We start from the raw sequence: 13,123 nt of genomic DNA, 5'->3' as shown, positions 1-13,123 counted from the left end.
CGTGGGAATGACCTTTCCTGCTGCTACTGCCTGGGCGTGCCCTGCTGAGGAAACAACGTCTCGAATCGCGGCGTCGCCCGCGCAACGAAACCCAGCCCTTGGTGCATGATGAAGTAGGCAGCTATTTCATGCCGCTCGGCGAAGGCATAGCCTTCCTCCGGGCCGAGCACCATCAACAATGTATCGAGGGCATCGGCACGCAGCACCGAAGGGTCGACCACCGACACTGCCGCCAGCGCGTGCTTGACCGGCCTGCCGACACGGGGGTCGAAGGTGTGCGAATAGCGCTGGCCACCTTCCTTGAAATAGTTGCGGTAATCGCCGGCGGTGGCAACGCCGTAGCCATCCAGGGCGATGGCGCGCTCCACTTGCTGCTCGCCCCCGCCACTCGGCACCTCGAGGGCGATGCGCCAGGGCGAGCCATCCGGCTTGCGGCCGACGCCCTTGAGTTCACCGGTGATCTCGACCAGATAGGCCTGGATACCCAGGGCCGCAAGCCGGTCACCCACCCGATCCACTGCATAACCGGCGAGCATGCTGTCGAAATCCAGCTGCGCCGCCACATCCTTGCACAGCTTTTCTCCATCCAGGTGCAAGTGCTGCAACCCTACCCGTGCCTGCTCCCGTGCCAGTGCGCTGGCGTCCGGCACCTGCCTGCCGCGTGACTGCGGGCCGAAGCCCCAGAGGTTCATCAATGGCAAGACCGTCAGGTCGAAAGCCCCGCCACTCTCGCGGAACAGAGACACACCGTACACCAGCAAATGCTGCATCTCTTCCGGCACCGCCTGACAGGCGCCGGCCGGCAGAGCGTTGAAGCGGGCAACCACGGAATCGCCGCGCCAGTTGGAAAACTGCTTGTCGAGCGCCTCGAGAATCCTCTCGACTTCGGCCTTTACCTGCTGCGCGCCGGGCGCCTGCGCGGTGGGTACGTACTGGATCGAATACGTGCTGCCCATGGTCGGCCCGCCAAAGCGTTCAATCCTATCGCCGCAGCCATACAGCAATGTCACCAGCATCACCAGCAGGCTTGCGCGCATCATTCGACACCTCGCCGACTCTGGCCGCCCGTTCGCGGCGCAGGTTATTTCACCAGAATTGCGAGATGGCAATTGGCCTACCGTTCATCAGCAAACCTGGTCAAAAACCGAACAAAATCCTCATCGAGCACTCTGATCTGCGCGGGTGATCAATCATCCCCCCTCCCTTTCCGCTTAACGTCCCGGAAGCAATAAAACAACCATGTGCATAAGCGCACAGGGGCGTTCATTGCCCAAAAATTGGAGGACAGTAAATGTCTAGCCATTCGTTGCAGAGCGTCGAACGCCTGCAGAGCCGCATCCGCGCCCAGCGTCAGCCGCAACAGAAACCTTTCTGGCGCCGTCTGCTGGCCATCGCCTCATCCTCTCAGCGTAGTTGGCATGGAGGGATCGAGCTCAGGGGATACAAGGAACTGTCCAACGCCACCCCGGTTGCCCCGGTCGCAATCGGAAAAATCCAGCTGGCGATCCCGCTCGGGCGGGGTCGGCGGTTTGTCCAGCCTTGCGTGCAGCCGGGGCAGCATGTTAGCAAGGGCGAAGTGATCGGTATTGGCGACAACACCACCGCCTGGGTGCATGCCAGTACTTCCGGCATCGTGGAACGGATCGATCACGTCTTCGCGGCCGACTCGGCCGAGCCGGTCATGGCCGTCATCCTGAACGCAGATGGCCTGGATGAGTGGCTCGAACGCCCGGCGCCGGGCCTGCCGCAAACGCCAGAGGCGCTGGTCGAGCGCGCATTGCAGATGGGCATAGTCGGCCTTGGTGGTGCGGGGTTCCCGACTGCCCTCAAGCTGGCCGGCGCACAGCAGCCCGATCTGCTGCTGATCAACGGTGCCGAATGCGAGCCCTTCCTTACCTGCGATGACCGCCTCATGCGTGAGAATGCCGAAGCGTTGATCGAGGCCGCCGACTATGTCGCCGCGCTGCTGGGAATAACGACTACCCGTTTCGGCATCGAAACCAACAAGCCGGAGGCGATGACCACGTTACGTGCCGCCGCTCGCCAAGCGCGCACCCGGGTCGAGATTTGTCCACTTCCGGAGCGTTACCCGGCAGGTGGGCAGCCGTTGATGATCAAGAGCCTCAGTGGCCGCAACCTGGCCCCGGGGAGCCGCCCCGCCGATATCGGCGTGCTGGCGCTGAATGTCGCAACCCTCTACGCACTGGGCCGGGCCGTCTTCCAGGGCGAACCACTGACCAGCCGCGTGCTGACCCTGACAGGTGACTGCGAGCGCCCGGGCAATGTGCGGGTGCCGGTGGGTTACCCGGTCAGCGAACTGCGCGCGATTGCTGGCGCGTCCTCCACTGGGCAGCTGACCCAGGTCGGCGGCCCGATGATGGGGCAGCCGCTACCGGACGCCAACGCCTTCGTCAGCAAGACCAGCAGTTGCCTGATATTCGGCGCCGAGCGCTACCTGCCGGCTGCTCGCCCCGCCAGCAGTTGCATTCGCTGCACGCGCTGCGTGGATGTCTGCCCGATGTCGCTGCGGCCGCTGGACCTCTACGCTGCTGCCGAACGCCTGGACAAGGCCAGCCTGCAACAGCTGCGCCTGGACGCCTGCATCGAATGCGGCAGCTGCAGCAGCATCTGCCCGAGCAATATCCCGCTGCGCGAACGCTTCCGCCAGAGCAAGACGGAGGTCCGCGCATGAGCCTGATACGCCACCCCATCCCGCAACGGCTGCGCACGGTGATGCTGCTGGTCGTCCTGTGCCTGCTGCCGGGCACCGTCCTGTATGCCTGGCAATTCGGTGTCGTGGTCTGGTTGCAGACCTTCTGGTGCGTGCTGTTCGCCCTGGGCTTCGAAGCCGCCCTGCTGCGCCTGCGCGGGCATGACGTACGCAAGGGTTTGAGCGACCTCAGCTGGCTGGTGCTGGGCCTGATACTGGCTCGGGCATTGCCGCTGATGGTGCCGTTGTGGATGATCGCCCTGGCCAGCTTTGCCGCTCTGGCACTGTGCAAGCACGCCAGTGGAGGCCTTGGTCGCAACCGCCTCAACCCTGCGATGGTTGGCCTGGGGGTGGTTGCCATCTGCTTCTACCAGCAGTTGTACCCCGCGCCATCGAACCATGCCCCCTGGACCGCAGCCCTGGACGCCAAGGCGGTTCTGCTGCAACAGCTACAGTTGGCGCCACGCCTGGAACTCGATGCGTTCGCCGGCGCCACGCAACTGGCGCAGAACGAGTTCACCCATGTCACCCACAACCTGTCGGGGTACGGCTACATTGCCGGCGGTTTGCTGCTGGCTTCGCTGCGGGTGATCCGCATCGAGATTCCGCTGGCGATGATCGCGAGCACGGTATTGCTGTGCATGGCTGCCGGCCACAGCCTGCAGGAAGCCGTGTACAACCTCAGCCTCGGCGGCTATCTCTTCACCGCCTTCTTCATCGCCACCGATCCGGTCACCAGCCCCGATACCCGCGCCGGTCGCATCCTCTTCGGCGTGACCGTCGGCACGCTGACCGAGCTGATTCGCGAATTCGGGCTGTATGCCGATGGCCTCTGCTTCGCCGTGCTGGCCGGCAACCTGCTGGTGCCGCAAATCGACCGGTTGGTGCTGCGCATGCAGCGGCCCTGGTACGCAGCAGCGAGTGCCTGACCTGGCATTTGGCAAAGAGCCCGGGCCTTGTTCTGGCCCGGCTCAGTGCCCTGCCGACGCCGGCCCCGCCTTGGCGGTAAAGGGCGGTTTGGCGAACCACACCAGCAGGATCAACCCGGCAAACACCCAGGTCATCAGGGTGAAGTAGTCCACCGTCGACATCATGTACGCCTGCCCGTTGAGTATCTGCTCCAGCTGCGCATAGCTCTGTGGGCTGGCCCCGCCCAGCTGCTCCAGGGTATGCCGCGTGGCCGGGTCGAACTGGCTGATGTGCTCGCTCAGGTAGGCATGGTGCTGGTCCGCCCGGCGAATCCAGATCCAGGTGGTCAGCGACGCCGCGAAACTGCCGCCCAAGGTACGCAGGAAGGTCGCCAGGCCCGAGCCATCGGCAATCTGCTGCGGTGGCAGGTCGGACAGCAGGATGCTCAAGGTCGGCATGAAGAACAGCGCCACGCCAATGCCCATGAACAGCTGCACCAGCGCCACATGCTGGAAGTCCACCTCGCTGGTGAACCCGGCACGCATGTAGCAGCTGCTGCCAATCGCCAGGAACGCCAGCCCGGCCAGCACCCGCAGGTCGAAGCGGTGCGCGTACTTGCCCACGAACGGCGACATGAGCACCGGCAACAGGCCGATCGGCGCCACCGCCAGGCCGGCCCAGGTAGCGGTATAGCCCATCTGCGTCTGCAGCCACTGCGGCAGGATCAGGTTGATGCCGAAGAACCCGGCATAGCCCCCTACCAGCACGATGGTGCCGACGCGGAAGTTGCGGTGCGCGAACAGGCGCAGGTTGACCACCGGGTGACGGTCGGTCAGTTCCCAGATCACGAACACCGCCAGGAACACCAGCGAGATCAGGCTGCCGACAATGATGAACGACGACTCGAACCAGTCCAGGTCATTGCCTTTGTCCAGCACCACCTGCAACGCGCCAACGCCGATGACCAGCGTCAGCAGGCCGATGTAGTCCATTGGCTGGCGGCTGGTGACCACCGGCCGGGTGCGCATCTGCTGGCGCACCACGGCGGCGGCGAACAGGCCGATGGGCACGTTGATGAAGAAGATCCACGGCCAGCTGTAGCTGTCGGTGATCCAGCCCCCGAGAATCGGCCCGGCAATCGGCGCCACCACCGTGACCATCGCCAGCAGCGCCAGGGCCATGCCGCGCTTGGCCGGCGGGTAGACGGCGATCAGCAAGGTCTGGGTCATCGGGTACAACGGCCCGGCCACCACGCCCTGCAACACGCGAAAACCGACCAGCTCCGGCATCGACTGGGCAATACCGCACAGGAACGAGGCCAGCACGAACAGCAGCGTGGCCCAGATGAACAGCTTCACCTCGCCAAACCGCCGGCTGAGCCAGCCGGTCAGCGGCAAGGCGATGGCGTTGCTCACCGCGAACGAAGTGATGACCCAGGTGCCCTGCTCGTAGCTCACCCCCAGATTGCCGGAAATGGTCGGCAAGGCCACGTTGGCGATGGTGGTGTCGAGCACCTGCATGAACGTCGCCAGCGACAGGCCGATGGTGGTCAGCAGCAGGCTCGGTGGCGTGAACTGGGCAGCAGCGTTGTTGCTCATCGCTGGGCCGTCTTGCCGGTTGCGCTGTTTTCGTGGATCAGCCGGGCGATCAGGTTGTCGGCTTCGACCAGCTGGCGGTCATACACCTGGGTGGTGTAGCTGGCCTGCTGCGGTGGCTGCTGGGCCAAGGCCGGGCCGCTCTGGTCGTGCAGGTCGACCTCGACCACGGTGGACAGGCCGATGCGCAGCGGGTGGTCCTTGAGCTGGTCGGGGCTGAGGTGGATGCGTACCGGCACGCGCTGGACGATCTTGATCCAGTTACCAGTGGCATTCTGCGCCGGCAACAGGGCGAAGGCGCTGCCGGTGCCGGCGCCAAGGCTGTCGACCGTGCCGCTGTACCTGACCTCGCTGCCGTACAGGTCGGCGCTGATCTGCACCGGCTGGCCGATACGCATGTCGCGTAGCTGGGTTTCCTTGAAGTTGGCGTCGATCCACACCTGGTCCAGCGGGATCACCGCCATGGTCGCGGTGCCCGGTTGCAGGCGCTGGCCCAGCTGCACGGTACGCTTGGCGACGTAGCCGGTGACCGGTGCCACCAGGGTGGTGCGGGCATGGTCGAGGTAGGCCTGGCGCAGGTCGGCGGCGGCGGCCATCACCTCGGGGTGCGAGGACACCACGGTGTCGTCGACCAGCGCGCTGCTGGTGCTGAGCTGCTGGCGCGCACTGTTGACGGCAGCCTCGGCCACGCTCAGGTCATCGCGGGCATGGGACAATTCTTCCGCGGCAATCGCACCGCTGTCGGCCAGCACCTTGCGCCGGTTGAAGTCCTGGCGGGCCTTGCGCAGCTCCGCCTGGCGGGTTTCCAGCTGCGCCTTGAGCGCGTCGACGTTGCTGTACAACCCGCGCACCTGGCGCACGCTGCGCGCCAGTTTGGCTTCGGCGGACTGCAACGCCACCTGGCTGTCGGCCGGGTCGAATTGCAGCAATACCTGGCCGGCGTGGACCAGGTCGCCGTCATCGGCACCGATGCTGGTGACGGTGCCGGTGACCAGCGGGGTGATCTCTACCACGTTGCCGTTGACGTAGGCATCGTCGGTGCTTTCGTGCCAGCGCCCGACCAGGCTGTACCAGGCCCAGGCACCGACGCCGGCAAGGATCAGCAGCAACACCAGGCCAAGCAGCCAGGCCTTGCGCTTGCGCGACGGTTCGGGCGCGGCGGAGGGAGTCGGGGTGTCTGCGGGAGTGGCCATGACAATACCTTGGAAAATTCGTGACAGGGTTCAACGATCGCCGAAGCGGCGGATCGTCAACGGGTCGCCGGCAGCGAGCAGGACCTTGGCCAGCAGGCCTTCCAGGGTCGCGAGCTCTTCGGCTGCCAGCGCGCCGCACAACTCGTTCATGGCCGCCGCGCCGATTTCCGGCAGGCGGTCAGCCAGGCGCTGGCCATCGGCGGTAAGGGCCAGGCGCACCTGGCGACGGTCGTCGGCGCAGCGGTTGCGCACGATCAGCTCCTTCTGCTCGAGGCGGTCGAGCATGCGGGTCATCGACCCGCTGTCCAGGCCCAGGTAGCGGCACAGCTCGGCCGGGGTGTCCACCTGGTACTGGGTGACGATGATCAGCACCTTGAACTGCGCGGCGGTGACGCCTTCGGATTCGAGGTGCCAGTCGAGAATACGGTCCTTGAGGATCGCCGCGCGGCCAAGCAGCATGCCGATGGCGCAGGTCTGGAAGTTTTCGGGGGAGAAATGGGCCATCGGAGGCTGCTCGGGTAATTGTGTAAAAATATTACTGCCTAGGCAGTGAATGTCAAAGCCTTGATTAGGTTGCTATGGAAAATTTCATGATTTTCCCCTTCTCTCGCCTGCCGAGGGAGGCTCTTGTGGGAGCGGCCTTGTGTCGCGAAAGGGCTGCGTAGCAGCCCCCAGCGATCTTTGCTATGGCGCAAATTACTGGGGCTGCTGCGCAGCCCTTTCGCGACACAAGGCCGCTCCCACAGAGACCGCACTAGTCGCAGTCACACCGCTTTCAGGCCCAGTGCCTCCACCGCCCCGCAGGCAATGGCCATGCCCACCAACTCCGCCAGGCTATCGGCCTGCAACCGCTTCATCACCCGCCCCCGGTACAGGTCCACCGTCTTCACGCTGACGCCCAGCCGCTCGGCAATCTCGCGGTTGCTCAACCCTTGGGCCAACGGCACGAACACATCGCGCTCGCGCGGTGTCAGGCCATCGATGCGCAGCTGCACCTCGGCCAGCGCCTGGTCGTCCTGGCGTGCCCGCCCGGCGTTCTCCAGCGCGGCCTGTACGCTGTCGAGCAGCAACTGGTCGTTGTAGGGCTTTTCGATGAAGTCGCAGGCGCCGGCCTTGAATGCCCGCACCACGATCGGCACATCGGCATGGCCGCTGACGAAGATCACCGGCAACCCCAGGCCACGCTCGCGCATCGCCTGCTGCACCGCCAACCCGCCCAGCCCAGGCATGCGCACATCCAGCAGCACACAGGCCGGCCCATCGTCGACGCAGGCGTCGAGAAACGCCTGCCCGCCGGCGAACGGCAAGGCCTGCAAGCCCACCGACTGCAGCAGCCACACCGTCGAGTCGCGCATACCCTGGTCGTCATCGACCACATACACTTTCGCTTGCACCGCCATCTCCCCTTATCCCCTGCTGACCGCCAGGCGGCAGCACAGTACCAGACCGCCATTGTCACCGGCACGCGCCCACAAGCTGCCGCCAAAGCCTTCGATCAGGCTGCGGCTCATGCTCAGGCCAAGGCCCAGGCCGTCGGCCTTGCTGGTGGTGAACGGCGTGAAGATTTCATCCAGGCGCTCGGGCGCCACGCCAGGGCCCTGGTCGGCCACCTCGACCAGCACGCCATCGCCATCGCGCGCAGCGCCCAGCAGGATATGTGACGGCCGCTCGCCATGCTGCTCGCGGTTGGCATCGATGGCGTTGCGCAGCAGGTTCAACAGCACCTGCTCCAGCAGTACCCGGTCGGCATACACCAAGGGCAACTGCGCGCTCATGCGCAACTCGACCACCACCTGGTCACGCGCGGCCTCCCAGGCGCACAGGCGCATGGCTTCGCCGGCCACCTCGGCCACGTCCAGCGCCTGCAGGCGGCGTGGCCCTTTGCGCAGGAAGGCGCGCAGGCGGCGGATCACTTCGGCGGCATGGGTGGCCTGTTCGCTGATGCGTTGCAGGCCCTGCCCCACCCGCTCGCGGGCCTGCGGGTCGCGCTCCAGGCCCTGCAAGTAGCGCTGGCTGGCATTGGCATAGTTGACCACTGCGGCCAACGGCTGGTTGATCTCGTGGGCAATGCCCGAAGCCAGCTCGCCCAAGGTGGCCAACCGGGCACTGTGCGCCAGGCTTTCCTGAGCTTCGATGCGCAGGGTGATGTCGCGGGACACACTGACCACCTCCACCACCGTGCCGGTGTAGGTTTCGCGGATGGCTCGGCTGGCGATCTCGAACCAGCGGTAGCCGCCTGCGGCCTGGCGCACCCGGCAGGTCATGGTGTGGTAGCCGTCCTGGTCCAGCGCGGCGGCGGCCTGGCGCAGCACCTGGCGGCGCTCGCGCGGGTGCAGCAAGGTATGCACGGCCATGCCGCGCAGCTGCTCGGGCCACAGGCCAAGCAGGCGGAATGCCGCCGGCGAGGCATCGAGGAAGCGGCCGTCGGGGCTGTGCCGGGAGATCAGGTCGGTGGTGTTCTCGATGATCAGCCGGTACAGGCGCCGGGCGCGGCTGGCCTCGCGTGCGCCATGGCGCTCGTCGCTGGCGTCGCGGCCACGCGCCAGCACCTGCTGGCCCTGGTCGTCAGGGATGAAACTCCACAGCACGATGCGTTCACCGACCTGCACCTCGACATCGGCGATCGCCCGGCGCTGGCGCAGGCAGGCGCGCACCAGGGCGGCGCAGTTGCCCGGCAGCCAGCTGGCCAGTGCCGGGCCCTCATCGACCCAGGCCTGCAGCGCCGGGTTGAGTGCCAGCGGCCTGGCGTCGCCGGCCAGCATCAGGCTGGGTTGCGGATCCTTGGCGAGCAAGGGATAGGCAGTGTTGTCCACGGTAGGCGGCTCGTTGTTATAGTAGTTTTACTATATTGCTATAGTCGATATTCCTAATACCATAGCGACTCGCGTAAAACTGCGACAAGGGCGAGCGGCCCACCGTCCGCCTCCCTGCACCCTGAACAGAGCTAACAATCAGCCACCGGGGGTCAAGCGCACAGGTTGTGCCTGCCTCCCCTACAGGATTACCGCATGTCGATCTATGCCCAGGGCCTGATGCCCGCTGCCGTCAACCATGTCGCCCTCACCCCGCTGAGTTTCATCGAACGCACCGCTGCCGTATACGGCAACTACCCGGCGGTGATCCACGGTGCCATCCGCCGCAACTGGCAGCAGACCTACCAACGCTGCCGACGCCTGGCCAGCGCCCTGATGGGCAGGGGTATCGGCCGTGGCGACACCGTGGCGGTGATGTTGCCCAATATTCCGGCCATGCTCGAAGCCCATTTTGGCGTGCCCATGACCGGCGCCGTGCTCAATACCCTGAACGTACGCCTGGACGCCGAGGCCATCGCCTTCATGCTGCAGCATGGCGAGGCCAAGGTGTTGATCACCGACCGCGAGTTCCACAGCGTCATCGAGGCGGCCCTGGCCTTGCTCGAGCACCCGCCATTGGTGGTGGATGTGGATGACCCGGAGTACGGCGAAGGCCGTGCGGTCAGCGAACTGGATTATGAGGCGTTCCTCGCCGAAGGCGACCCGGACTTTGCCTGGGAATGGCCCGATGACGAGTGGCAGGCGATCTCGCTCAACTACACCTCCGGCACCACCGGCAACCCCAAGGGCGTGGTCTACCACCACCGTGGCGCTTACCTGAACGCCCTGGGCAACCAGATGGTCTGGGGCATGGGCCATCGCCCGGTGTACCTGTGGACCCTGCCGATGTTCCACTGCAACGGCTGGTGCTACCCATGGACCATCACCGCGCTGGCCGGCACCCATGTGTTCCTGCGCCGGGTCGACCCGCAGAAGATCCTGACCCTGATCCGCGAGCACCGGGTCAGCCACCTGTGCGGCGCGCCGATCGTGCTCAACGCCCTGGTCAACATGCCCGAGGCGGCCAAGGCGGCCATCGAGCACCCGGTGCAGGCCATGGTCGCCGGCGCCGCGCCACCCGCCAAGGTCATCGGCGCCGTGGAAGAGATGGGCATACAGGTCACCCACACCTACGGCCTGACCGAAGTCTACGGCCCGGTGACCGTGTGTGCCTGGCATGACGAATGGGATGAACTGTCGCTGGAAGAGCGCGCACGGATCAAGTCCCGCCAGGGCGTGCGCTACCCGACCCTCGACGGCCTGATGGTCGCCGACCCGCAAACCCTCGAGCCGGTGCCGCGCGACGGCAACACCCTGGGCGAGATCTTCATGCGTGGCAACACGGTGATGAAGGGCTACCTGAAGAACCCCGAGGCCACCGTCGAAGCCTTCCGTGGCGGCTGGTTCCACACCGGTGACCTGGCCGTGTGGCACGCCGATGGCTATGTCGAGATCAAGGACCGGCTCAAGGACATCATCATTTCCGGTGGCGAGAACATCTCCACCATCGAGGTCGAGGACGCCCTGTACAAGCACCCGGCGGTGCTGGAAGCCGCGGTGGTAGCGCGCCCGGATGAAAAATGGGGGGAAACCCCGTGCGCCTTCGTTGCCCTCAAGCCGGGCCGCGAAGACACCCGCGAAGCCGACATCTACAGCTGGTGCCGCGAGCACCTGGCCGGGTTCAAGGTGCCGAAGACCGTGGTGTTCGGCGAACTGCCCAAGACCTCCACCGGCAAGATCCAGAAGTACGTGCTGCGCGACCGGGCCAAAGCCCTCTGATCCAGTGGTGGCCTCTTCGCGGGCATGCCCGCTCCCACAGGTAAAGCACAGGGTTCAAGGCCGGTGCGGTCCCTGTGGGCGCGGGCATGCCCGCTCCCACAGGGACCGCACCGGCCTTGAACCCTGTGCTTTACCTGTGGGAGCGGGCGTGCCCGCGAAGAGGCCAGCCCATGTTTCCCTTATTCCAAGAGCCCCCGATGACCACCTACTCCGCCCCCCTGCGCGACATGCGCTTCGTCCTGCATGATGTGTTCAACGCCCCGGCCCTGTGGGCCCGCCTGCCTGCCCTGGCCGAGCGCATCGACGCCGATACCGCCGATGCCATCCTCGAGGAAGCAGCCAAAGTCACCGGCCAGCTGATTGCCCCGCTCAGCCGCAACGGTGACGAGCAAGGCGTGCGCTTTGCCGCAGGCGAAGTCACTACCCCTGACGGCTTCCGCGAGGCCTGGCACACCTACCGCGAAGGCGGTTGGGTCGGCCTGGGCGGCAACCCCGAACATGGCGGCATGGGCATGCCGAAAATGCTCGGTGTGCTGTTCGAAGAAATGCTCTACGCCGCCGATTGCAGCTTCAGCCTGTATTCGGCGTTGAGCGCCGGCAGCTGCCTGGCGATAGACGCCCACGCCAGCGAAACGCTCAAGGCCACCTACCTGCCGCCCCTGTACGAAGGCCGCTGGGCCGGCACCATGTGCCTCACCGAACCCCATGCCGGCACCGACCTGGGGCTGATCCGCAGCCGCGCCGAGCCCCAGGCCGACGGCAGCTATCGCATCAGCGGCAGCAAGATCTTCATCACCGGCGGCGAACAGGACCTGACGGAGAATATCGTCCACCTGGTGCTGGCCAAGCTGCCGGATGCACCCACCGGCGCCAAGGGCATCTCGCTGTTCCTGGTGCCCAAGTACCTGGTAGAGGCCGATGGCCGCCTGGGCGCGCGCAACGCCGCCCATTGCGGCTCGATCGAACACAAGATGGGCATCAAGGCTTCGGCCACCTGCGTGATGAACTTCGATGGTGCCGTCGGCTACCTGGTGGGCGAACCGAACAAGGGCCTGGCGGCGATGTTCACCATGATGAACTACGAGCGCCTGTCCATCGGCATCCAGGGCATCGGCTGTGCCGAGGCGTCCTACCAGAGCGCCGCCCGCTACGCCAACGAGCGCCTGCAAAGCCGCGCCGCCAGCGGCCCGCAGGCACAAGACAAGGCTGCCGACCCGATCATCCACCACGGCGATGTGCGGCGCATGCTGCTGACCATGCGCACCCTCACCGAAGGTGGGCGGGCGTTTGCCGCCTACGTCGGCCAGCAGCTGGACCTGGCGCGCTACGCCGAAGACGCCGGCGAGCGCGAGCATGCGCAGCGCCTGGTGGCGCTGCTGACGCCGGTGGCCAAGGCGTTCTTCACCGACAACGGCCTGGAAAGCTGCGTGCTCGGCCAGCAGGTGTATGGCGGCCATGGCTACATCCGCGAATGGGGCCAGGAGCAGCGGGTGCGCGACGTGCGCATTGCGCAGATCTATGAAGGCACCAACGGCATCCAGGCCCTCGACCTGCTCGGGCGCAAGGTGCTGGCCGACGGTGGCCAGGCGCTGGCCAGCTTTGCCGCCGAGGTGCGGGCCTTCAGCGTGGATGCGCCGCTGCACCGTGAAGCCCTGCAAGCGAGCCTGGCGCGGCTGGAGGCCACCAGCGCCTGGCTGCGGGCGCGGGCCGGCGAGGATGCCAACCTGGTCAGTGCGGTGGCGGTGGAATACCTGCAGCTGTTCGGGCTGACTGCGTATGCCTACATGTGGGCGCGGATGGCGGCGGTGGCATTGGCCAGGCGTGACGAGGATGCCGCGTTTCATGGGGCCAAACTTGCGTGTGCAGAGTTCTTCTTCCAGCGGGTCTTGCCGCGGGGGTTGGGGCTGGAGGCCAGTATCCGGGCGGGTAGTGGCAGCCTTTATGGTTTGGAGGCGGCGCAGTTCTGATGAGCCGCTGGGGGCGCTATGCGCCCCTTTCGCGACACAAGGCCGCTCCCACAGGTATCGCACCAACCCATCGGGCAGCGCTGTACCTGTGGGAGCGGCCTTGTGTCGCGAAAGGGCT

10 protein-coding genes are annotated in these 13,123 nt (G+C 66.0%); 4 read left to right on the top strand and 6 right to left on the bottom strand.

From position 1 onward, the window contains the following. Window positions 1-23: 23 nt before the first annotated feature. Window positions 24-1,040, bottom strand: a complete 1,017-nt coding sequence (locus tag RYH74_RS07285; RefSeq protein WP_317409164.1) for an FAD:protein FMN transferase — start codon at window positions 1,038-1,040, stop codon at window positions 24-26. A gap of 251 nt (window positions 1,041-1,291) precedes the next feature. Between RYH74_RS07285 and rsxC the strand changes: the two genes are divergently transcribed. After that, window positions 1,292-2,692, top strand: coding sequence for an electron transport complex subunit RsxC (gene rsxC, locus RYH74_RS07280; RefSeq protein WP_317409163.1), 1,401 nt, complete (start codon window positions 1,292-1,294; stop codon window positions 2,690-2,692). Continuing rightward, complete coding sequence (locus tag RYH74_RS07275) at window positions 2,689-3,639, top strand: RnfABCDGE type electron transport complex subunit D (RefSeq protein ID WP_317409162.1); 951 nt, start codon at window positions 2,689-2,691, stop codon at window positions 3,637-3,639. Before rsxC ends, RYH74_RS07275 begins: the two co-directional genes overlap by 4 nt. A gap of 42 nt (window positions 3,640-3,681) precedes the next feature. Here the strand turns inward: RYH74_RS07275 and RYH74_RS07270 are convergent, their stop codons facing one another. From RYH74_RS07270 to RYH74_RS07250, 5 genes are all read right to left on the bottom strand, one after another. Continuing rightward, window positions 3,682-5,217, bottom strand: a complete 1,536-nt coding sequence (locus tag RYH74_RS07270; protein ID WP_025338877.1) for a DHA2 family efflux MFS transporter permease subunit — start codon at window positions 5,215-5,217, stop codon at window positions 3,682-3,684. After that, window positions 5,214-6,407, bottom strand: coding sequence for an HlyD family efflux transporter periplasmic adaptor subunit (locus RYH74_RS07265; protein ID WP_025338876.1), 1,194 nt, complete (start codon window positions 6,405-6,407; stop codon window positions 5,214-5,216). The genes RYH74_RS07270 and RYH74_RS07265 overlap by 4 nt, the downstream gene beginning before the upstream one ends. 30 nt (window positions 6,408-6,437) lie before the next feature. Next, window positions 6,438-6,911, bottom strand: a complete 474-nt coding sequence (locus tag RYH74_RS07260) for a MarR family winged helix-turn-helix transcriptional regulator (protein ID WP_286101764.1) — start codon at window positions 6,909-6,911, stop codon at window positions 6,438-6,440. Window positions 6,912-7,171: 260 nt separating this feature from the next. Continuing rightward, window positions 7,172-7,807 carry a response regulator transcription factor gene (locus tag RYH74_RS07255; RefSeq protein WP_286101763.1) on the bottom strand — a complete coding sequence of 212 codons (636 nt, stop codon included), beginning with the start codon at window positions 7,805-7,807 and terminating at the stop codon, window positions 7,172-7,174. 6 nt (window positions 7,808-7,813) lie between these two features. Continuing rightward, a complete protein-coding gene (locus RYH74_RS07250; RefSeq protein ID WP_317409161.1) occupies window positions 7,814-9,220 on the bottom strand; it encodes a sensor histidine kinase in 1,407 nt (468 codons plus the stop codon). Window positions 9,221-9,415: 195 nt separating this feature from the next. Here RYH74_RS07250 and RYH74_RS07245 point away from each other — a divergent pair, with 195 nt between their 5' ends. Continuing rightward, window positions 9,416-11,038, top strand: coding sequence for an acyl-CoA synthetase (locus RYH74_RS07245; protein ID WP_317409160.1), 1,623 nt, complete (start codon window positions 9,416-9,418; stop codon window positions 11,036-11,038). A gap of 197 nt (window positions 11,039-11,235) precedes the next feature. Then, window positions 11,236-13,005, top strand: coding sequence for an acyl-CoA dehydrogenase C-terminal domain-containing protein (locus tag RYH74_RS07240; RefSeq protein WP_137163739.1), 1,770 nt, complete (start codon window positions 11,236-11,238; stop codon window positions 13,003-13,005). Window positions 13,006-13,123 lie beyond the last annotated feature (118 nt).

This window comes from Pseudomonas sp. LSJ-87, from assembly GCF_032971465.1.
Taxonomy (GTDB): domain Bacteria; phylum Pseudomonadota; class Gammaproteobacteria; order Pseudomonadales; family Pseudomonadaceae; genus Aquipseudomonas; species Aquipseudomonas putida_Z.
Note: the sequence above shows the minus strand (reverse complement) of the source record. Positions and strands in the feature narration are given on the sequence as shown.

What these genes read in the sequence shown, in the direction of transcription:
- RYH74_RS07285 (WP_317409164.1), bottom strand. Translation starts at nt 1,040, where the DNA reads ATGATGCGCGCAAGCCTGCTGGTGATGCTGGTGACATTGCTGTATGGC.
- rsxC (WP_317409163.1), top strand. Translation starts at nt 1,292, where the DNA reads ATGTCTAGCCATTCGTTGCAGAGCGTCGAACGCCTGCAGAGCCGCATC.
- RYH74_RS07275 (WP_317409162.1), top strand. Translation starts at nt 2,689, where the DNA reads ATGAGCCTGATACGCCACCCCATCCCGCAACGGCTGCGCACGGTGATG.
- RYH74_RS07270 (WP_025338877.1), bottom strand. Translation starts at nt 5,217, where the DNA reads ATGAGCAACAACGCTGCTGCCCAGTTCACGCCACCGAGCCTGCTGCTG.
- RYH74_RS07265 (WP_025338876.1), bottom strand. Translation starts at nt 6,407, where the DNA reads ATGGCCACTCCCGCAGACACCCCGACTCCCTCCGCCGCGCCCGAACCG.
- RYH74_RS07260 (WP_286101764.1), bottom strand. Translation starts at nt 6,911, where the DNA reads ATGGCCCATTTCTCCCCCGAAAACTTCCAGACCTGCGCCATCGGCATG.
- RYH74_RS07255 (WP_286101763.1), bottom strand. Translation starts at nt 7,807, where the DNA reads ATGGCGGTGCAAGCGAAAGTGTATGTGGTCGATGACGACCAGGGTATG.
- RYH74_RS07245 (WP_317409160.1), top strand. Translation starts at nt 9,416, where the DNA reads ATGTCGATCTATGCCCAGGGCCTGATGCCCGCTGCCGTCAACCATGTC.
- RYH74_RS07240 (WP_137163739.1), top strand. Translation starts at nt 11,236, where the DNA reads ATGACCACCTACTCCGCCCCCCTGCGCGACATGCGCTTCGTCCTGCAT.